The organism is Acidithiobacillus concretivorus, assembly GCF_018853445.1.
Classification (GTDB): Bacteria; Pseudomonadota; Gammaproteobacteria; order Acidithiobacillales; family Acidithiobacillaceae; genus Acidithiobacillus; species Acidithiobacillus concretivorus.
The window spans coordinates 107,813-128,793 of sequence record NZ_JABELD010000003.1; the positions used below are offsets into that span (position 1 = coordinate 107,813).

20 protein-coding genes and 1 other RNA gene are annotated in these 20,981 nt (G+C 55.8%); 19 read left to right on the plus strand and 2 right to left on the minus strand.

Annotation, left to right across the window (positions count from 1 at the left end):
• Positions 1-24 precede the first annotated feature (24 nt).
• Positions 25-540, plus strand: coding sequence for a DciA family protein (locus HJG40_RS00920; protein WP_215862453.1), 516 nt, complete (start codon positions 25-27; stop codon positions 538-540).
• Here HJG40_RS00920 and lpxC read toward each other — a convergent pair.
• Entirely contained in the window at positions 480-1,394 is a 915-nt protein-coding gene (gene lpxC, locus HJG40_RS00925; RefSeq protein ID WP_215862454.1) for a UDP-3-O-acyl-N-acetylglucosamine deacetylase, read from the minus strand. The two genes, HJG40_RS00920 and lpxC, sit on opposite strands and share 61 nt — an antisense overlap.
• Positions 1,395-1,686: 292 nt before the next feature.
• Between lpxC and HJG40_RS00930 the strand changes: the two genes are divergently transcribed.
• From HJG40_RS00930 to HJG40_RS00940, 3 genes are read left to right on the plus strand one after another with little or no spacing between them, the layout of a single operon-like run.
• A complete protein-coding gene (locus HJG40_RS00930) occupies positions 1,687-2,307 on the plus strand; it encodes a glutathione S-transferase N-terminal domain-containing protein (protein WP_215862455.1) in 621 nt (206 codons plus the stop codon).
• A 1-nt stretch (position 2,308) separates the two neighbouring features.
• Positions 2,309-4,042: an AMP-dependent synthetase/ligase gene (locus HJG40_RS00935; RefSeq protein WP_215862456.1), complete on the plus strand. Its 1,734-nt coding sequence runs from the start codon at positions 2,309-2,311 to the stop codon at positions 4,040-4,042.
• 4 nt (positions 4,043-4,046) lie between these two features.
• Positions 4,047-5,387 carry an HD domain-containing protein gene (locus HJG40_RS00940; RefSeq protein ID WP_215862457.1) on the plus strand — a complete coding sequence of 447 codons (1,341 nt, stop codon included), beginning with the start codon at positions 4,047-4,049 and terminating at the stop codon, positions 5,385-5,387.
• Here the strand turns inward: HJG40_RS00940 and HJG40_RS00945 are convergent.
• On the minus strand, positions 5,359-5,625 hold the full coding sequence (locus HJG40_RS00945) for a hypothetical protein (protein ID WP_215862458.1): 267 nt from the start codon (positions 5,623-5,625) through the stop codon (positions 5,359-5,361). The two genes, HJG40_RS00940 and HJG40_RS00945, sit on opposite strands and share 29 nt — an antisense overlap.
• Positions 5,626-5,783: 158 nt before the next feature.
• On the opposite strand from HJG40_RS00945, the gene rnpB reads away from it, so the two are divergent.
• The 15 genes from rnpB to HJG40_RS01020 all read left to right on the plus strand — a co-directional run.
• An RNA gene (rnpB, locus tag HJG40_RS00950) (RNase P RNA component class A) lies at positions 5,784-6,128 on the plus strand.
• A gap of 321 nt (positions 6,129-6,449) precedes the next feature.
• Complete coding sequence (gene mraZ / locus HJG40_RS00955; protein WP_215862459.1) at positions 6,450-6,905, plus strand: division/cell wall cluster transcriptional repressor MraZ; 456 nt, start codon at positions 6,450-6,452, stop codon at positions 6,903-6,905.
• Complete coding sequence (gene rsmH, locus HJG40_RS00960; RefSeq protein ID WP_438263553.1) at positions 6,875-7,861, plus strand: 16S rRNA (cytosine(1402)-N(4))-methyltransferase RsmH; 987 nt, start codon at positions 6,875-6,877, stop codon at positions 7,859-7,861. The genes mraZ and rsmH overlap by 31 nt, the downstream gene beginning before the upstream one ends.
• Positions 7,851-8,114, plus strand: a complete 264-nt coding sequence (ftsL, locus tag HJG40_RS00965; RefSeq protein ID WP_215862461.1) for a cell division protein FtsL — start codon at positions 7,851-7,853, stop codon at positions 8,112-8,114. The genes rsmH and ftsL overlap by 11 nt, the downstream gene beginning before the upstream one ends.
• Complete coding sequence (locus HJG40_RS00970; RefSeq protein ID WP_215862462.1) at positions 8,111-9,886, plus strand: peptidoglycan D,D-transpeptidase FtsI family protein; 1,776 nt, start codon at positions 8,111-8,113, stop codon at positions 9,884-9,886. Before ftsL ends, HJG40_RS00970 begins: the two co-directional genes overlap by 4 nt.
• Positions 9,873-11,324: a UDP-N-acetylmuramoyl-L-alanyl-D-glutamate--2,6-diaminopimelate ligase gene (locus tag HJG40_RS00975; protein ID WP_215862463.1), complete on the plus strand. Its 1,452-nt coding sequence runs from the start codon at positions 9,873-9,875 to the stop codon at positions 11,322-11,324. The genes HJG40_RS00970 and HJG40_RS00975 overlap by 14 nt, the downstream gene beginning before the upstream one ends.
• Entirely contained in the window at positions 11,321-12,673 is a 1,353-nt protein-coding gene (locus HJG40_RS00980) for a UDP-N-acetylmuramoyl-tripeptide--D-alanyl-D-alanine ligase (protein ID WP_215862464.1), read from the plus strand. Before HJG40_RS00975 ends, HJG40_RS00980 begins: the two co-directional genes overlap by 4 nt.
• Positions 12,673-13,755, plus strand: a complete 1,083-nt coding sequence (mraY, locus tag HJG40_RS00985; RefSeq protein WP_215862465.1) for a phospho-N-acetylmuramoyl-pentapeptide-transferase — start codon at positions 12,673-12,675, stop codon at positions 13,753-13,755. The genes HJG40_RS00980 and mraY overlap by 1 nt, the downstream gene beginning before the upstream one ends.
• Position 13,756: 1 nt before the next feature.
• Complete coding sequence (murD, locus tag HJG40_RS00990; RefSeq protein WP_215862466.1) at positions 13,757-15,106, plus strand: UDP-N-acetylmuramoyl-L-alanine--D-glutamate ligase; 1,350 nt, start codon at positions 13,757-13,759, stop codon at positions 15,104-15,106.
• A complete protein-coding gene (ftsW, locus tag HJG40_RS00995) occupies positions 15,103-16,278 on the plus strand; it encodes a putative lipid II flippase FtsW (RefSeq protein ID WP_215862467.1) in 1,176 nt (391 codons plus the stop codon). Before murD ends, ftsW begins: the two co-directional genes overlap by 4 nt.
• Positions 16,271-17,353, plus strand: coding sequence for an undecaprenyldiphospho-muramoylpentapeptide beta-N-acetylglucosaminyltransferase (gene murG, locus HJG40_RS01000; RefSeq protein WP_215862468.1), 1,083 nt, complete (start codon positions 16,271-16,273; stop codon positions 17,351-17,353). The genes ftsW and murG overlap by 8 nt, the downstream gene beginning before the upstream one ends.
• Positions 17,346-18,740: a UDP-N-acetylmuramate--L-alanine ligase gene (gene murC / locus HJG40_RS01005; RefSeq protein ID WP_215862469.1), complete on the plus strand. Its 1,395-nt coding sequence runs from the start codon at positions 17,346-17,348 to the stop codon at positions 18,738-18,740. Before murG ends, murC begins: the two co-directional genes overlap by 8 nt.
• Positions 18,737-19,624 (plus strand): UDP-N-acetylmuramate dehydrogenase, encoded by an 888-nt coding sequence (gene murB / locus HJG40_RS01010; protein ID WP_215862470.1) that lies wholly within the window; start codon positions 18,737-18,739, stop codon positions 19,622-19,624. The genes murC and murB overlap by 4 nt, the downstream gene beginning before the upstream one ends.
• Positions 19,617-20,543, plus strand: a complete 927-nt coding sequence (locus HJG40_RS01015; RefSeq protein WP_215862471.1) for a D-alanine--D-alanine ligase — start codon at positions 19,617-19,619, stop codon at positions 20,541-20,543. The genes murB and HJG40_RS01015 overlap by 8 nt, the downstream gene beginning before the upstream one ends.
• The coding region (locus tag HJG40_RS01020) for a cell division protein FtsQ/DivIB (protein ID WP_215862472.1) at positions 20,536-20,981 on the plus strand (446 nt) is incomplete at its 3' end. The genes HJG40_RS01015 and HJG40_RS01020, both read left to right, overlap by 8 nt.

A 20,981-nucleotide genomic window follows, 5' to 3' on the forward strand; every position in this document is an offset into this window, starting at 1 on the left:
TTTTGCAGGTTAGCATGAAAGCCCATGAATGATAAACGACAGCGACCACAACGCCCATTTACACTACGCCACTCAGGAAATGTCGGCAGCATTGTTCAGCATGCCCGCCTGCTGCGGGAACGTCAGCCTGCCTGGAATGCCATGCTTGATCTGGAAATCCAGGACCACACCTGGCTGGTGGCCTGGTCGAATAACACTTTACAAGTGCTTTGCCAAAGTCCGGTTTGGCTCGCCTGGTTACGGCGTAATGAAAAAAAAGTGATTAAACGCTGGAATAAGGAATTTCCCGAAGACCCTGTACAACAAATCCAGTCCAGCATCAGGCACTGGCATGCCCAACTCCCCGTTCAAACCAGAGTACAGAAAAAACCTGAAACCTACTCGGATCAAGCTGCCCAAACCCTCAAACAAAGCAGCAAGCAGATGGCACCAGCTATCGCCCGGGCCATGCTGCGCCTGGCAGAGACCCTGGAAAAAGCTCAGGCTGGAGAAGACACCAAGGTTTCCGCAAAGGAAAAGGGCGCAGAGCTTTCGGAATAATCCGCAAATTCCCAGGCATCCTGGCGCTGCAACAAGTATCGCAACAGGCTGTTATTGAGAGCGTGCCCTGCTTTGTGCCCGGAAAAATGTCCCACCAGAGGATGTCCCAGCAGATACAAATCTCCAATGGAATCGAGAACCTTATGACGGACAAACTCATTGGTATATCGCAAACCCTCTTCATTGAGGATGCGGTAATCATCCACCACAATGGCGTTATCCAGATTACCACCCAGAGCCAGGCCCATTTTTCGGAGGGTTTCGACTTCTCGCATAAAACCAAAAGTCCGGGCACGCGCCACTTCTTTCAGGTAGGAAGTGCGTGAAAAATCCACAGTCACGTCCTGGCCACCGTTTTTGACGACCGGATGGTCAAAATCAATGGTGAAACTCACCTTGAATCCATCAAAAGGTTCCAGACGCACCCAACGATCACCGTCTTCGGCAAGCAGTGGCTTGGTGATACGGATGAAACGCTTGGGCGCATTCTGCTCTTCAATGCCTGCGCATTGAATCAAAAAAACAAAAGGCGCCGCGCTACCGTCCATAATTGGCACTTCCGGACCATCCAGATCTATATAGGCATTATCAATACCCAAGCCAGCCAAAGCTGACATCAGATGTTCAATGGTGCCCACACGAATCTGCCCGTCGCCGATATTGGTGGAAAGACGGGTATCCACCACATGAAGAGGATCTGCCTTGATCCAGGCACCGCCCTCAATGTCGCTGCGATGGAAAACAATGCCGGTGTTAATCGGGGCGGGACGAAGGCCCAGATAAACCTTGCGGCCACTATGCAGGCCGATTCCGGTGCCCCAAATCATATTTTTCAGTGTGCGCTGACGGATCATAATTTTAATTCCTATGCGATCCTCAGGACCGCCCTCCCATACAGTTGTGGTTTAGGTTACAACTTTTGTTGTCTCTATACAACTAACCGACTGGTCAGGAAGTTTACAGCGCCCCACAGTCCTCGACAAGGCCTATTGACATTCATTAACAAATAATATTTTCCATCAGTCGCTCTTTCCTCATGGAAATACCCCAACAATGCGGTAGTCATGTATAATCAGCGAGCCGATGAAATCCTTTACGGGTTTCATGTTAAAGATATACTCAACTTGCGATCAAGGAAGTTCAAATATGGCCACGCCCAGCAGCAAAAAAACCCTGATGACATTGTATTCCAGTGACGATTGCGTGTATGCGCAGCGCGTGCGTTTTGTTCTGGAAGAAAAGGCAATGGAATATCAGACCATTGAAGTCGATCTTGCCCAGAAGCCTGAAGAGCTCGCTGAACTCAATTCCTATAATCAGGTTCCTACCCTCCTGGACCGGGACCTTGCCATTCACGAATCCGTGTTGATTATGGAGTATCTGGACGAACGTTTTCCGCACCCTCCTCTTATTCCTGTTGATCCTATCTCGCGGGCAAAAGTTCGTCTGGGGCTGCTGCGCTTTGACCAGGACTGGTTTGCGCCGCTTTTCCAGCCCGGCTTCAGCCCGGAACAAATCAAGGCGGCCAAAGAACAAATCCGCAGCACCATGGCGGGACTCAGCACCATTTTTACGCAACAGCGTTTTCTTTTTGGTGATGATCTGTCCATTCTTGATTGTGCCATTGCCCCCCTGCTCTGGCGCCTACCCATACTCGATATCAGCCTGCCCGCAGCGGCCAAGGCAACCCAGGAATATATGGACCGCCTGTTTCAAATGGAGAGCTTCAAACGTAGCCTGACCCCTACCGAGAAGGCCATGCGCTGAAATGATGGCAGACCTTGATCGTTTTCGGAGTCTGCCCGAAGGGCTTTTCGCACGTTGCACACTGGATCCAAATGGCTGTATTGCCCTGGAGCGCCAGCCACAGGGCTTCCAGAAAGTCAGTGCTGCCCATTTTCAGACCCAGGTGCGGGCGCGCGCTGAGGGCCTGCTACGCCTGGGCGTCAAAAGGGGAGAAAGAGTCATATTGATGGCACCCAACTCTATGGACTGGGCCATTATGGATTTCGCTATTCTCAGCATTGGCGCCATCACGGTTCCTCTATACCCCAGTTTTAGTCCTCGGGAAATTCACTACGTTCTGGGGGACAGTGGCGCCGGACTGGTGTTGCTGGAGGGTAGCAACGAATGGGAAAAAATGGGTGGCGAGGGTTGGGGGGTCCCTCATGAACGCATATTACTCAGAAATCCTGAGGCAGCCCAAAGTGCCCAGCTAAACCACTGGGCACAACTCGAACAGGACAATACCGCGCTACACAAACTGGAGCTGACAGAACGCCTTGGCGAATTGCAACGTGAGCAAATTGCCAGCATTGTTTACACATCTGGAACAACCGGATGGCCCAAAGGCGTCATGCTTAGTCATGGCAACATTCTCAGTAATATTGCTGGTTTTTTGCCTTTAGTCCCCTTACGACGCGGCCAGCGGCTGCTGTCCATTCTTCCACTATCACATGTGTTTGAGCGAGGGACCGGGCACTTTGGCGCTTACCTGCTCGGACTGGAAGTTGCCTATGCTGAACGCCCTGATACGGTTCTGCGCGATATGGAAGCGGCGCATCCTGATATCGTTATTGCTGTTCCCAGAGTCTTTCAGTTGCTTTACAGCCGGGTCCGACGGGGCGTGGAGGAACGTAGTGGCCTGCTGGGTCGTTTCATGCAGCGCGGTGCCGGGCTAAGTGCCAGTGATCGTTCTGCTCCTCCATGGCAACGGTATGTCGCGCGCCGTCTTTTAGCCTCCGGGCTACGCAAAAAACTGGGGGGACGTCTGCGTTTTTTCGTTTCCGGAGGAGCTCCGCTGGATACCGATATCACCCGTTTTTTTCTGGACATCGGCCTGCCTGTGGTGGAGGGATATGGCATGACCGAAACCAGCCCGGTCATTGCCGCCAATCCTCTGAATGATATCCGACCAGGCACTGTCGGCCGCTTCCTGCCTAATTTGCAAGGCCGCATTGCCGCCGATGGCGAAATCCTGGTGCGCGGGCCATCCATCATGTCCGGCTACTGGAATAATGACAGTGCCACCCGGGAAACCATTGTGGCAGGCTGGTTACATACCGGCGATGTCGGCAGTCTGGATGACGATGGATACCTGAGTATTTGTGATCGTAAAAAAGATTTGATCGTCAATTCGGCGGGCGAAAACATTCCCCCACAAAAAATTGAAATGCGCCTGATGGCTCAGGCGCTCATCAGCCAGGCCGTGGTCTTCGGAGACCGCCTTCCTTACCTGAGTGCCCTGATTTTCCCCAATCCGGAACAGGTGCAGGAACGCTTCGGCATTAATCCTGAGGCAAGTACCCTGCGCAAGGCTTTACAGGAAAGTATCCATACTGCACTACAGGATCTGCCTTCCTATGAGCAGGTACGGCGCTTTGCCGTTTTGCCGGAAGCTCTGAGCGAAGCTCATGGTGAAGTAACACCCACCCTGAAAATCAAACGTCGGGTTGTCGCCGAACGCTACGCCGAATTATTGACCGAGATGCGCAAAAATTAGGTTTATGGAAATCCCCATCCCGCCAAAACTGACGCTAATAATCCATGCGTTGGAACGTGCGGGGGCAAGGACGCTGCTGGTCGGCGGTGCGGTTCGCGACAGTCTGTTAGGCGTACCCATCCATGACTGGGACATGGAAATCCATGCGCTGAATGAAGCGCGACTGGAAGAATGCCTGGCGCCTTTTGCTGCGCATCGGGTGGGTGGTCGCTGTGCAGTCTGGGTGGCTGGCGGTGCGGAATTTACCCTGCCCCAAACACGCGGCGAAACCGACCCGCACCTGCCCTGGTCCATTGCTGTCCAGCGTCGTGATTTTACGGTCAATGCCCTGGCCTGGGACTGGCGCTCCGGACAAATACTGGATGCCGTGGGCGGGCTGCGTGATCTGCAAAAAAAACGGCTGCGTATCGTGAATCCCGGCACCTTTGCTGATGACCCTCTTAGAGCATTCAGGGCTGCGCGTTTGGTCGGGCAACTGGATTTTCATCTCGAAGCAAGCAGCATCCCACATTGCCAAAAACTGGCCGAGCAATTATCGGAAATCCCTACCGAACGGCTGCGCAAGGAATGGGAGGCGCTCCTGCTGCGTGGCTGCAACCTGCGGGCAGCCTGGGATGCACTGGCACTCACCGGCAGCATCCGCGCATTCCCGGCCCTCGAAGCGCTGCAGGCCGTACCTCAGCGTCCAGATGCGCACCCTGAAGGAGATGTCTGGATACATACGGGAAAAGTGCTTGCCGAAGCCGCTGCCTTGCGCCAGGGTCTGCCCGCACGCGACATCATCCTGATGCTGGCAGCGCTCTTGCATGATCTGGGTAAAGCCGACAGCACCCGGCGCGATCCACAAAATCGCTGGCGGGCCATAGGGCATGAGCATTCCCTTGCTCGGGCATGCGAGTTCCTGAATCGCTATTTTCCCGGACAACATTTACAGCAACAGATTTTACCATTACTCCGTTGGCATGGGGCTCCTCACGCCCTGTTTCGGGATCGGGCCAAGCAACAGGCCTATGCCCGCCTGGCTCTTCGTGTTCCTGACCGTAGCCTGCTCCTGGATATTGCCCAGGCCGATGCACGTGGTGCTGGTCACAGTGATTTGTCGTCCATCACCTGTGCCCGCGAGATTTGGCAGAAACGGGGACTCTGGAAAACGCTTCCTGAAGCGCTGATCCGTGGCGAAGACCTCATAGAACTCGGCGTTTCTCCGGGACCAGAACTCGGCAATGCCCTGCGCAGGGCCTACCAGCGACAGGTTTTAGGCAACTACCAAAACAAGAAAACCTTACTCAGGGCGTTACCCGATCTGATCCCCGCCTTCAATCCCCCAAACGACCCCGCTTGTTGACCGCCGTAGCATTGCCCCATTGGCTCATGTCCTGCACCTGAACACCCACCCACCAATAAGCGGCCACACTGTCCTGACCGTGCCCGCCTACCAGCGCCTGCCCGGGTGCCAAATGCACATGGTCAAGCAGCTTCTTGGCGTCCTCCCGACTGCGGAAAATAGACCAAGCCACCACTCTTTCCATCGGCGTGGTTGAGGGGACATCGCGTGCTTCATCCAGAAAATTGTCAGCAATCATAATATTCACTCCTTTTAGTAAACAGTACCGGTCACCCGGATACCCGATACCCGATACCCGATACTCGATACACCACCCATCCTGATGAATGAAGTATAGTTCGCAAAATGGATGGTTTTCTTCTGACAGTCCTGTTGAAAGCGCGTATGATCCGCCTCGGAGTGGGCCAGACGACCGCCGCGGATTTATCCGGGGAGGAAAGTCCGGGCTCCATAGGGCAAGGCGCCGGTTAACGGCCGGGGGGCGTGAGCCTACGGAAAGTGCCACAGAAAATATACCGCCAAGCGCGCAAGCGCCGGTAAGGGTGAAATGGTGCGGTAAGAGCGCACCGCATTTCCGGTAACGGAAATGGCAGGGAAAACCCCGCCTGGAGCAAGATCAAATAGGCATGCGATACCGTGGTCCGCGGTGCATGCGGGTAGATTGCTGGAGCCTGCGCGCAAGTGTAGGCCTAGAGGAATGGTCGTCCACGACAGAACCCGGCTTATCGGCCCACTCCAATTTTTACTCTCTTCGTCATCGGCTTCTGACAAAAACACCGACTCAACGATCCAAGCGCATGAATTAAATATCAATTCGATTGATTTCATGACGCAAGTAGCCGCTCTTCTGTTTTTTTAGAAAACACGCCAAAAATCACTTTGTACAGCATAATCCAACAATTACAAGAACCCCTTAAAGTATTTTATACATCTTTATCAACATGCTCTAACATGCCGTAATTATTCAATATTTCTCCTTGACAGTCAGATGCGCGCCCTCTATTCTTCAACTTGTGGGGAAAAGTGGGTCAAAGTGGAAGGTTTTGGAGAGTAAAGCACAAAATGTTTAGGGGAACGCACCGGCATAATCTCGACAGCAAGGGACGCATGAACGTCCCGGCGCGCTTCCGCGACTGGCTGAATACCCAATGCGACGGTCAGATTGTGGTGACCATCGATGTGCAAAGCCGCCCAGGTGAACATTGCCTGGTGGCCTACCCCCTTCCCACCTGGGAAAAAGTAGAAGCCCGGGTGGCCGAACTCCCCAGCAACAATCCAGCCGCCCGCCAGTTTCAACGGATGTTTGTCGGACAATCGGAAGAGATGCGGCTCGACAGTCAGGCCCGCATTCTACTTTCGCCCAATCTGCGGCGCTTCGCAGAAATTGACAAAGAACTGGTCGTCGTCGGTCAGATCAATAAATTCGAAATCTGGGATGCCCAATGCTGGGATCGCTACCAGGAAAACAGTCTGAACAACAACGATGGATTTGCCAGCCTGGGGGATCTCGTCCTGTGAACATACCCGCGTCCGGATCTCACATTACGGTACTTTTGCAGGAAAGCGTTGCCATGCTCCAACCCGCCTTCACCGGGGGCCAAGCCCGACGTTGCGTGGATGTGACCGGAGGGCGTGGCGGTCATAGCGCGGCACTACTGGAGAAACTTCAGCATCGGGATATGTTATTAATCCTCGACCGCGACCCCAGTGCCGTTGCCGCGCTGAAAGACCGCTTTGCTGACGATGACCGGGTATTGATCCGCCAAGCACGTTTCAGTGAAATCCGCAGTGTTGTGGAAAGTCTTGGCTGGGAAAATGTGGATGCGATTCTTGCCGATCTAGGGGTCTCTTCCCCGCAACTTGACGAAGCCGAGCGCGGCTTCAGCTTCCTCCGTGACGGCCCTCTGGACATGCGCATGGATCCCGACAGCGGCATCAGTGCCGCCGAATGGTTGAACCATGCTGATGAAACAGAAATCAGCCGGGTGCTGAAAAATTACGGTGAAGAACGATTCGCCCGCGCGATTGCCCGCAAAATCGTCAAACATCGTGCGCAATCACCCTTGCAACGCACTGGCCAGCTTGCCGAACTCATCGCCGAGGTCATTCCCCGTCACGACTCGGGGTTAAATCCGGCGACGCGTAGTTTTCAAGGCATTCGTATTTTTATCAACCATGAGCTGGAAGAGCTGGAACAGTTCCTTCCCGAGGCCATGGCGGTACTGCGTGCTGGCGGACGTCTGGCCATCATCAGCTTTCATTCACTGGAAGATCGCATGGTCAAACGCTTTTTCCGGGCAGATGCTTTTCGGGTCAGCAGCGACCTGCCCTTGCGCGCAGCGGAAATTCCACCGCTACCATGGTGCGCAGTCGGCAAGGCCATTCATGCCAGCGCTGAAGAAATCCAGATGAATCCCCGTTCCCGTTCAGCGGTACTCAGAGTGGCCGAAAGGAGTGAGCGTCATGCGGCGTAATACGGTAATTCTCGCCATTCTCATTATGGTAACGCTGCTCGGTATAGTGGCTGCACGGGAAAGCACCCGAAGCCAGTTTATTGCCTTGCAGGAAGCCCAGGCGAAACATTTTTCCCTGGATAATCGCTGGGGACAGCTGCAACTGGAGCAGGCCACACTCGCTTCCAATGCGCGCGTTGGAGATATCGCCCGACAGAAACTGGGCTTAAGTGCCCCCAAAAACAATCAGATTGTCATGGTGAAAGCGCAGTGAACAGGGCTGCCTATCCGGCCAAAATCCCCGCACGCGCATTACCGGCGTGGCGGGCGACGGCCGTTTGGGCAGCCGTAACACTCGCCTTTGCTGCAGTCATGACTCAGGCCTGGCGCGCCCAGGTGGAGCATGGTCCATTTTTACGCGACCAGGGAGCCCAACGCTATTTGCGGCATTTCCCGTTGCCGGTGCAGCGTGGTTCCATTGTTGACCGCGAGGGTAAACCCCTGGCTTTGTCCGTTCCGGTCAAAACCCTTTGGGTAGATCCGCAAGTATTCACCCACCAGGAAAGTCAATGGCCGCTTGTGGCTTCCGCCTTGGGAATCAGCGTCAACGAACTCCATGAACGCGTCAACACGGGCGCCAGCCATTTTGCCTTTATCGCCCGCCAGATCAGTCCCGAACGGGCCGAAAAAATCACGGCACTGCATATTCCCGGCTTGCATAGCCTCACCGAAAACCGGCGTTATTACCCTGCCGGAAGCATTGCGGCTCCACTAATCGGCTTTACCAACGTAGACGGTAAAGGTATTGAAGGATTGGAGCTGACCTATAACCAGTGGTTAACCGGCAAAGCAGGGGAAGAAACCAGTTTGCGCGACAATCACGGCCACCCGCTGAGCTTGCAAGGCCCCGCCCATTCTGCCCAGCCCGGCAAAGTCCTGACTTTGAGCATTGACCGCAATCTTCAGTATGTGGCTTACACCGCACTGGCCTCGGCCGTGCAACGCTTCCAGGCCCGGTCCGGGGCAGCGGTGCTCATGAATGCCCGGACCGGTGAAGTGCTGGCCATGGTCAGTTACCCCGCTTTCAACCCCAATGATCGTCATGATTATCAGGCTGGCCTTTACAATAATCGGGCCGTTGCCGACACCTTTGAACCCGGCTCCGTGATGAAACCGTTCACCATTGCAGCGGCGCTGGACGACAACAGTATCCAGCCCGACAGTACCTTCAACGTCAACACCAACTGTTTTCGCGTGGCCCGTTTCTGTATCCAGGATGATGTCCGTCACAACAATCTGGATCTGGCGCAAGTCCTTAAATATTCAAGCAACATCGGGGCCGCAAAAATATCCTTGCGCACTCCTCCGGCGGATCTTTTTCAAATGCTCCATCAGGCTGGCTTTGGACAAGGCAGCGGTCTGGGGCTGCCCGGAGAAAGTTCCGGAATGCTGCCAGCCTGGCAGGGGTGGGATATTGCCCGCAGAGCAGCCATGGCTTACGGATATGGTTTATCGGTAACCCCCCTGCAACTGGCGGCCGCTTATGCTGCCATTGCCAATCAAGGGGTTTATGTAGCACCTACCCTGATCCGTCAGGATACCAGCTCAGTAAACGGGATTCGGATTATGCCTGCAACTACTGCCGCACGACTGAGCCGATGGCTGAGCGGCGTTACCAGTCCGGGCGGCACCGGCTTTCTGGCCAGCATCCCGGGTTATCAGGTAGCGGGCAAAACCGGGACATCCATCATGGCCAACGGCAAAGGTGGCTTCCATAAAAACCTGGTAAATACCAGTTTTGTAGGCTTTGCACCTGCCCAAGACCCGCGCCTGGTGATGGCCGTCGTAGTACGCGCCCCGACCCAGGGATGGCGATATGGCGGAGTCGTGGCGGCGCCAGTATTTCGGGTAACCATGGCAGCCGCCCTGCAAAGCATGGGTATTCAACCAGACCCGGGGCTTCTGAAAAACGCTGCCAAACATCCATACAGCACTGCCGCCGAAGCCCAACAATGGGCAGAAGGAGCTGGTGATGCAGCGCACTGAACCACTATCCCGGCTATTTGATGCCGTACCTGCCGCCCTCAGGGAGCTGGCTGTCACAGGCATCGAAACAGATACCCGCCGTTTGCAGCCGGGTATGCTCTACGTAGGATTAGACAATCATCGTGGCGATGCCGATCAGTTTCTGGCGGAAGCCTGGAAGGCGGGGGCCGTGGCCGCCGTACTGGAAGCCGGGCACGAGGCCGTCATTCCGCAAGGCGATGGCTCTATTTGCTGGCAGACTCCCAACCTTCGCGACAAGCTCGGCCAGGCCTTGCGCCGTTGGCATCGCTGGGATGAAGGAGTAGCACCGCTATTGATCGGCGTGACCGGCACCAATGGCAAAAGTAGCGTCACGCGGCTGATTGCCGAACTCGCACCACAACCGGCCATGATTATCGGAACATTGGGCTACGGGCCTGTAGATGCGCTCGTCCCCCATGCTAACACCACCCCGGAAGCCGTTCGTCTCTGGGAAACTTTGGCGCTGCTTCGGGATCAGGGTGCCAAAGTCATTGCTCTGGAAGTCTCCTCGCATGCTCTGGCCCTTGGGCGGGTAGCCGCCGTACCATTCGCTGCAGCGGTGTTTACCAATCTCAGTCGTGATCATCTCGATTTTCATGGTGACATGCGTCAATACGGCGCTGCCAAAGCCCGTTTGTTCAAATTCCCCGATCTGAAGCTGGCCGTTCTGAATCAGGATGATCCATTTTCCGCACAAATTGCGCAGCAAATAGATCCCTCCGTAAAGATTCTCGGTTTTGGATCATCTGTCTGCGATTTTCAGGCCAGGGAGATACATGCCGGGGCCAGTGGCACGCTCCTGACCCTGCAGACAGCAGAAGAAATACGGCAAATCCGCAGCCCACTCATTGGTATCAGCAATGTCCAAAACCTGTTGGCCGCCCTGAGCACCGCAAACGGGCTAGGCTGGGAGGTCAGTGACGCTGACATTCACCAACTCAACTTGCCCGAAGGGCGTTATCAGCGCCTCCCGGCCACGTCCGGCAAGGCGCAGGTCATGATTGACTACGCCCATACTCCCGATGCACTGGAACGCATTGTTCGGGATATTCGCGCCGTTGCCAAAGGGCAAATCCTTGTGGTTTTCGGCTGTGGCGGCGATCGGGATCGGGGTAAACGTCCGGAAATGGGAGAAGTCGCCGAACGTCTGGCCGATCAGGTCATCCTCACCGATGACAATCCCCGCAGTGAAAATGCCGCCCATATTATCCGCGACATTCTTGCAGGCATGCAGCACCCTGAAGCCGTCGAGGTCATTCATGATCGGGCGGCGGCCATCCACCATGCCATCCACCATGCCCAAGCAGAGGATTGGGTGCTGATTGCCGGTAAAGGGCATGAACGGACCCAGGAAATCATGGGTCAGAAAACTCCCTTTCATGACCAACAGGTAGCGATGGAGGCTCTTCTCCCATGATGCGCTACTCTCTCAACGAAATAGCCCGCATCACGGGCGGCAAACTTCTGCCTGACAGTCAGGGAAAAGACGAAATACACGGCATTGCCACAGACAGTCGCCAACCCATGATTGGCAAACTGTTTGTTGCACTTGCCGGAGAACGCTTTGATGGGAGTGATTTTGTTCCGGCAGCTTTAGCGCAGGGCGCGGCCGCCGTACTCAGCAACCGGCAGGTGGATGCCCCTGGAGTTGTGGTCAAGGACACGTTACAAAGTTTGCAAGACCTGGCACAGCATTGGCGGCAGCGTTTCAACATACCAGTACTGGCGATTACTGGCTCCTGTGGCAAAACCACGGTCAAGGAAGTATTGACAGCCATCCTCGCCGAAAGCGGCCCTGTACTGGCCACTCAAGGTAATCAGAACAACCATATTGGTGTGCCTTTGACCCTGGCAAGACTGGGCAAGGAGCATCGTCATGCAGTTCTTGAAATGGGTATGAACCATGCCGGCGAACTCACTGTACTTAGTGCTCTGGCCAAACCAACTTTGGCCCTTATCAACAATGCGGGCCCCGCCCACCTGGCCGGGCTTGGAAGTGTAGCGGCCGTCGCGGCGGCCAAGGGAGAAATTCTTTCGGGACTGGACAATCGTGGCATTAGCATTTTGAACGGTGACGATCACTTTGCCGACTTCTGGGCAGAAAAAGCTCCGGGCGAAGTGTGGCGCTTCAGCCTGAACAACCTCCCGGTACGCGTCCGAGGACATTGGCAGGATCGTTCAGGAAGCAGCGGCCAACTGGATGTGCGCGCCCCCCAGGGTGAATTCACCCTCGAAGTTCCGCTACCTGGAAGACATAATGGTGCCAATGTCCTGGCGGCAGTTACCGCCGCACTGGCCCTGGATATCAGCATTTCTCAGATTCAGCGCGCCGTAGCCACGTTAGAGGCCATTCCCGGGCGCCTGCAATGGCGCAACGGAAGGAGCGGCTGCCGGATTCTGGATGACACCTACAACGCCAATCCAGCGTCATTAGAGGCCGCATTGCGTGTTCTTGCTGCCCAATCCGGCCAACGTATTCTCATACTCGGAGATATGGGTGAACTGGGTCCCGATACAGTAGTTTATCATCGCCAGGCAGGAGTTCTGGCCCAACAACTGGGTATTGATGCGGTTTACGGGCTGGGACAACTGGCCGCCGAAGCCGTCGGAGCCTTTGCAGCCGGTACAGAGCATTTTATGGAACTCCCGCCCCTGATTGATGCTCTGCAGCCCCATCTGAATCCGGAAACGGTAGTGTTGATAAAAGGTTCCAGAGCCGCACACATGGAACGTGTCGTTCAGGCACTTGTGGCCGGAGACGTCTGATGCTCTACGCACTATTCATGCAGCTCGGTCATGTTTACCACGGTTTTTACGTGTTTCAGTATCTGACCCTACGGGGCGTACTGGCGATACTGACCGCGCTGGTCCTCTCCCTGGTCATTGGTCCTTTTTTCATTGCCCGGCTGCGCTATTACAAAATCGGGCAGATGGTGCGCAATGATGGACCGGAAACCCACTTCAGCAAACAGGGGACGCCGACCATGGGTGGGGCCTTGATTCTGCTGATTGTCATCATCACCACCCTGCTCTGGTCAGATTTGCGCAATCCTTTGGTCTGGGTGGCGGTCATCACCACTTTTGCCTTTGGCGGCATAGGTTTTGTTGACGACTGGCGCAAGCTGCGGCGTAAAAACACCAAAGGTTTATCCGCCCGCGCCAAATATGGTCTGCAGTCCTTGTTTGCCCTGGCTGCAGCCGGAGTATTGTATGGACTGGCCGATAAGCCCGTAGAAACCAGTCTGATTATTCCTTTTGTACCTCATGTCCTGATTCCCTTGGGATTCGGCTTTATCATTTTCAGCTACTTCGTCATTGTCGGCACTTCTAATGCCGTCAATTTGACCGATGGCCTGGACGGGCTGGCTATCGTCCCAACCGTCATGGTGGCTGCAGCCCTGGGAATATTTGCGTATGTTTCAGGGAATTCCGTATTCGCCCATTACCTCGATCTGCCCTGGGTGCCAGGTTCCGGGCAAATGCTGATTTTCTGCGGTTCACTGGTCGGTGCCGGGCTCGGCTTTCTCTGGTTTAACACCTATCCTGCCGAAGTATTCATGGGCGATACCGGCGCACTGGCGCTCGGTGCCGCATTGGCCATTGTCGCCATCATCGCCCGACAGGAATTGGTACTGGTCATCATGGGTGGGGTTTTTGTCATGGAAACCTTGTCGGTAATGATTCAGGTGGCCTCCTTCAAGCTGACGGGCAAACGGGTGTTTCGCATGGCGCCCATTCATCATCATTTTGAGAAAAAAGGCTGGCCAGAGCCACGAGTAGCCGTGCGTTTCTGGATTATTACCGTGATTCTCGTGCTCATCGGCCTTTCCAGTTTGAAGATCCGCTGACATGAAACTCAACGGCAAAAAAGTATTCATCCTCGGATTCGGCAAAACCGGACAATCACTCCTGAACACCGCCCTGCACCTGGGTGGACATTGTCAGGTGGCGGATACCCGCCACCTGGAAAATGCTGATACCCTCCGTACGCAATATCCCCAAGTCACTTTTCATTTCGGAGCGCTTCCTGAAAATTTGCTGCTCGACAGCGATCTGATTCTGCTCAGTCCCGGTCTTGCCCCTACCCTGCCTGCCTTACAGAAGGCCAAACAGGCAGGAATCACTGTCATGGGTGATATTGAATTATTTGCGTTGCTGGCCACGGCACCCATCATTGCCATCACCGGCAGTAACGGTAAAAGCACCGTTACCACGCTAGTCAGCGAAATTGCCCAAAAAGCCGGGATAATGGTTGCGACTGGTGGCAACCTGGGGACTCCGGCACTGGAGCTATTACCAGAATCTGGTCCTGAACCCGCCTGGTATCTCCTCGAACTCTCCAGCTTTCAGCTGGATGCCTGCACGACTTTTCGTCCCCGGGTGGCTGCCATTTTGAACCTCAGTCCCGACCATCTGGACTGGCATGGTGACTACGCGCAGTACGGGGCTGCCAAAGCCCGGATTTTTCAGAACATGAATGCCGGTGATCTACTGGTTTTGAATGGTGAAGATGCATTTACGTCGAGCTTGCCCGGGCAAGTCCCAGACTCCGTGACCATCCGTTGCTTTGCCGTTCATGATGACCGCAGTGATGCCTATGTACTGAATGACCAGCTCACGCTGCGCAACAGCGGAGCCCTGCTTGCCATTGCCGACCTGCGTATGCAGGGCGGGCACAATATCGAAAACGCCCTGGCAGCAGCACTCCTGGCCGAAGCTGCCGGGTTCCCACTTGCCGCCATTCAGGAGGTGTTTCGCCAGTTTTCCGGTCTTCCGCACCGACTGGCCTGGGTCGCCGAATATCAGGGAGTCAATTATTACAATGATTCCAAGGGAACCAATCTGGGTGCCACGCTCAAAGCCATGAGCGGCTTATCCGGACCGTTGGTGATGATTCTCGGTGGCGATGCCAAGGGGGCGGATCTCCGTCCGTTGCAGCAAGCCTGCCGTGGTCAGCGCGCAGCCATTGTGCTCGGCAAAGATGCCAAAAAAATCGCGCAACTGCTGGAAAATATCATTCCGGTAGATTATGCCAACAGCATGCAGGAGGCGGTTCTTAAAGCCGCAGCCAGAGCCGTAGCTGGAGATCAGGTTCTACTTTCACCGGCCTGCGCCAGTACCGATATGTTCCAGGATTATCAGGATCGGGGTCAGCAGTTCACCGCTGCCGTTCAGGAACTGGCTGGAGGGAAATCATGAAGCGTCCAAGCTGGTGGCTGGCCGAAAACGGAACGGCAGATACCATTCTATGGTGGATCATTCTGGTGCTACTGGGTTTTGGTCTGATCATGGTGTACTCCGCCAGCGCGCCCATTGCCCAGCATGAAACCGGTAATCCGTTCTTTTTTGCCGAACGTCAGGGTCTTTATGTCATTCTGGCCGCAGCAGTCCTTTACTACTTCAGCCGCATTGATCTCGACTTCTGGGAACGCATGACCTTTCCCCTCATGATTGTTTCCCTGATTGCCCTGATGATGGTGTTTTTGCCGGTCATCGGCGTTGCCGTCAACGGCTCACATCGCTGGATCAATTTCATCATTGTCCGCCTGCAACCTTCAGAACTGCTGAAATTTGCCCTACTCTTATTCCTCGCACGTTATGTGGTACGCAAAGGGGAGCTCCTCGGCAAATTCAAGGAAGGACTCTGGCCGATTTTTGTGGTGCTGGGGTTGCTGGGGTTACTTCTGTTACTACAACCTGATTTTGGCTCATTTGCGATGGTGGTACTGCTCACTGGCGTCATGTTGTTCCTGGGCGGATTACCCATTACTTACGTTCTACTGGCGGGCATTGTTGCCGGTGGCGCGTTGGGAATCCTTGCCGTATCAGCCCCCTACCGACTAGCCCGCATCACCGCCTTCCAGAATCCCTGGGCAGATCCCTACGGAGCGGGCTTTCAGTTGGTACAGTCCCTGATTGCCTTTGGTCGGGGTGGCATTTTCGGGGTCGGCCTCGGCGATGGCATCATGAAATACTTTTATCTGCCGGAATCCTATACCGATTTCATTCTGGCAGTGATCGGCGAAGAACTGGGCATGATCGGGGTATGGGCACTGGCCATTTTCTACAGTGTGGCCTGCTGGCGCATTTATCGTATCGGACGCCGCGCCGCTGCCGCCGGAGATGCTTTTTTTGCCTTGTTCTGCTACGGCACGCTGACCTGGTTCGGCGGTGAGGCGGTCATGTCCATGGGCGTCAACCTTGGCGCTCTTCCCACCAAGGGTTTTGCCCTGCCACTGATCAGTTACGGCGGCAGTGCGTTGGTGTTTCTCTGCGCCGCACTGGGTGTTGTGTTGGCCGTCAGCCGGCGTTATCAAGCGCTTTCTGTTCAACAAACAGACCTGATGCAGAAGGAGGCACAGCATGGCTGAACGCGTCCTCATTGCTGCAGGTGGTACTGGCGGGCATGTATTTCCGGCCCTCGCGGTCGCCGACATGTTACGCGATCAGGGGGTGGAAGTAGCCTTTGCCGGAACCGTTGCCGGGATGGAAGCGCGTCTGGTCCCCGAACGCGGATATCCCCTGCATACCATCGACATGCAAGGCGTTCGCGGAAAAGGTATGGGACGCTGGTTGCGTATGCCCTGGCGGGTCAGCAAAGCCGTTGTTCAGGCCCGGAAAATCATTCAACAAACCCGCAGCCAGGCGGTGCTGGGTATGGGCGGCTATGTGACAGCCCCCGTAGGACTGGCGGCCTGGAGTATGGGTTGTCCACTATGCCTGCACGAGCAAAATGCCATCGCCGGACTGAGCAATCGCCTGCTGGCGCCTCTGGCCAAACATGTTTTTCTAGGATTTCCCGAGGCGCGCCTGCCCAGGGGTGAATGGGTAGGTAACCCGGTACGCCGCAGCATCCGCGAGCTCCCCGTGCCGCAGGAGCGCTTCGCCAGTCATCAGGGTCCTGCCCGTTTATTGATTATGGGCGGCAGCCAGGGAGCCAAGGCACTGAATAGTGTCAGTGTCGCCGCCATAGCGGCTATGCCCACCGAACAGCGTCCACAAATCTGGCACCAGACCGGCAAGGATCATTACGAAAGTACCCAAGCCGAATATGCGGCGGCAGGTATCAACGTCCGCGTCGAGCCCTTTATCCCGGATATCAGTGTCGCATTGGGCTGGGCAGATCTGGCGCTATGCCGCGCCGGCGCTGCCACCGTAGCCGAACTGGCAGCGGCAGGGCTGGGAGCCATTCTCGTACCTTTTCCATTTGCCGTGGATGATCACCAGGCAGCCAACGCGCATTTTCTGGAAAGCGCTGGGGCCGCGCGAATGCTTCGCCAGGAAAATCTCAATGCCCAGGAATTACGGGATATTCTCAGCCCTCTGCTCAATGATCCAGCTTTACGCCTGCGCTGGGCAGAGGCGGCCAGACAACAAAGCCGGGGCGATGCAGCTGCAGCCGTCGCCCAAATTTGTATGCACCCGGAAGGAGTAAACCATGCGTAACTGGGTCAGACAAATTCACATGGTCGGAATAGGTGGCAGCGGCATGCGTGGTATTGCCGAGGTTTTGCTCAATCTTGGCTATGCGGTTTCCGGTTCTGATTTACAGCCAGGCAGCTCGACCCTGCGCCTGACTGATCTGGGTGCGCGGATTTTTTCAGGTCACGAAGCCGCCAATGTGCGCGGCGCTGATGTCGTCGTGATTTCTTCGGCCATTCCAGAAAGCAATCCAGAAGTACAGGCAGCCCGGGAATTACGTATTCCAGTGATTCGCCGCGCCGAAATGCTGGCCGAGTTGATGCGCTTCAAACAGGGCATCGCCATCGCTGGAACCCATGGCAAAACGACCACAACCAGCCTGGTCGCCAGCATTCTCGGAGCCGCCGGTCTGGATCCCACTTTTGTAATTGGCGGCCGTTTGAAAAGTGCGGGCACCCATGCCGCCCTGGGTAGCGGTGAATACCTGGTGGCTGAAGCCGATGAATCGGACGCCTCCTTTTTGTACCTTGCTCCGGTCATGGCCGTCGTCACCAATATTGATGCCGACCACATGGAAACCTATGGCGACAGTCTCGACAATTTGCGCAATGCCTTTTTGCAGTTTCTGCAGCGCCTGCCTTTCTATGGTCTTGCCGTACTCTGTACGGACGAGCCCATGGTCGCCGGCCTGATTCCAGAATTGCGCACCCCGGTGCTGCGTTATGGATTCGGTGCTGATGCGGACCTGCAGGCCCGAAATGTGACCGTCAAGGGCGTGGGCAGTCACTTTGAAGTCTGGCGGCGGGTGGACAATGACTATGTGCATTGGCTGGATGTAGAGCTGGGGATTCCTGGACAACACAACGTACTCAACGCCCTTGCCGCCATCGGTATTGCCAGCAAAGTCGGGGTTACCGAACAGACCATTCGCAGTGCCCTGGCCGATTTTCGCGGGGTAGGTAGACGCTTCGAACAGGTCGGCGAGTTCGCCGGTATCACCATTATCGACGATTATGGTCACCACCCCCGCGAACTGAGCGCCACCATCAGCGCCGCCCGGGCCGTATGGCCTGATCGCCCTCTGGTAGTCGCCTTTCAACCGCATCGCTATAGCCGAACCCAGGCCTTGTTTGGCGATTTCGTCCACAGTCTGGCCCAGGCGGATCTGGTCATACTCACCGATATTTACAGTGCGGGCGAAAAAGCATTACCCGGAGTCAGCAGTCAGGCACTCAGCGAAGCCATGCGTGCCCAGGGAATAAGCGTTCACTATTTGCCGGAGCTGCTCAATGCCCCGGCGCAGATTCGCCCTTATCTGCCTGCGAACGCTGTGCTACTGACCATGGGCGCTGGCAGCATTGCCCGTCTGGCCGGCCAATGGGCCGAAGCATTTGCGGAGGCTGCCCCATGATGCCGGTCATTGGTGGCCGCCTGCGCCTGGGAGAGCCCATGCAACGCCATACCAGTTGGCGGGTTGGAGGACCGGCTGATCGCTTCTATCTACCTGGCACCCGCGAAGATCTGCAAGGATTTTTAAGACATTTTGCGGTTCCACCGCTCACCTGGATAGGGCTGGGCAGTAATGTGCTGGTGCGCGATGCCGGACTGCGCGGGACCACCATCTGCCTCGCCAATACCCTGGATCAGATCGTTTTGGCAGAAAATGATCTGCTCCGTGTCGGCGCCGGTGCGGGTGCGGTAAAAATTGCGCATTTTGCGGCCAAGGCAGGACTGGCCGGCGCAGAGTTTCTGGCGGGTATTCCCGGCACCTTGGGGGGCTGCCTGAGCATGAATGCCGGCGCGCATGGGGGCGACACCTGGAGCCTGGTGGAATGGGTGGAAGTCATTCATCCCCATGGTGAAATTCAGCGACTTACGCCCCACGATTTCCAGATTGGTTATCGGGAAGTGTACGGCCATGGTGACGCCTGCTTTGTAGCGGCCGGACTCCGCCTGATTCCCGAGGAAAGTACGGCAGTCATGCAACGCTTGCGCGCCTGGCAGGAAAAACGCGCCGCCACGCAGCCTCTCGAATGGCCCAGTTGTGGTTCGGTGTTCCGTAACCCGACGGGTGACCACGCGGCCCGCTTGATTGAAGCGGCCGGGTTAAAGGGAAAAGCCCGTGGGCAGGCCGAAGTCAGCAGCCAGCATGCCAATTTCATCATCAACCGGGGCGATGCCCAGGCGGCTGATATTGAGGCCCTGGTGGAAGACGTACAAACACAAGTCCAGCAACAGTTCGGCATCAGGCTGCAAGCCGAAATGCGCATTCTGGGGGAGGCGAAGCATGGCTGAATCCATACGCACAGCCGTCCTTTACGGTGGTCCCTCCGGCGAACGCGAGGTGTCATTGCTGAGTGCTGCGGCAGTCCTTGATGCCCTGCGCAGCAGCGGCATGGAAGCGCTGGGCATTGATATTGAACCAGAACGTCTGCAACAGCAGCTGCAGGATGAACGCGTCCGTTTCGCCTTCAATGTTTGTCATGGCGCCATCGGCGAGGATGGCCTCCTCCAGGCCGTCCTTGAAACCCTTGCCATTCCCTACACCGGAAGCGGCGTCTTGAGTTCGGCACTGGCCATGGACAAGTGGCGTTCCAAGCAGATCTGGAAAGCCGCCGGCCTCCCCGTAACAGAAGGGATTCTGATGCGGCGTCACGATCAGCGACCTGATCTCGCGGCAAACTTTATCTGGCCGATTTATATCAAACCCAATCATGGTGGTTCGAGCCTCGGCGTCAGCCGGGTGAATGGGCCGGAGGAACTGGATAAAGCCATAACGGATGCTTTTGCGCTCGAAGATGAAATCCTCTGCGAGGCGGCTGTTATTGGTCATGAAGCCACGGTCGGAATTGTTGATGGCAAAGCGCTTCCACCCATTGTCATTGAAACCCCGCACGCCTTTTATGACTACGATGCCAAATATCTTGCCGAGGATACCCGTTATCTGCTGCCTTCGGGGCTGGGTGCCACCAAAGATGCCGAACTGCAGGCCATGGCTCTGCGCGCATTTGCCGAACTGGGTGGCAGAGATTGGGGCAGGGTCGATTTCATGATCAGTGCATCGGGAAAAATACATCTTCTCGAAATCAACAGTGTTCCTGGCATGACCAGCCACAGCCTCGTACCCATGGCCGCCAAAGCTGTGGGCATGGATTTCCCCGAATTATGCAAGACCATACTGCGTACGGCGCAGAGGAGAGTGAATCATGGTTAGTGTCATGCGTGATTATCGCCACGGACAACAGCCCCAACGGCCTGCAGCCACCCTGAAGGAAAAACCCAAGCCTCCCCGGACGGCACCCGTCAAGGCCGCTGCTGCCAAAGCCCATAAGCCCCTGCCCTGGAAGCTTTATGGAAAGGTCCTTGCGGGTGGCCTGAGTATCAGCATTCTCGCCTGGGGAGGATGGTCCGGATGGCAATGGCTTCAGCAACCCTCCCTGATGCCCATCAACACGCTGACCATTACCGGCAGTTCTCCCAAAATTCCTCTGGCCGAAATCAACACAGTTCTGAAGCCCTATGCGGCACGCGGCTTTCTGTGGGCGAATCCCGAACAAATCCGCCATTCTCTGGATGCCCTGCCCTGGGTCGCCGATGCCGAGGTCCGGCGGGTCTGGCCTGATCGCCTGACGGTCAGTATCAAACCCTACAC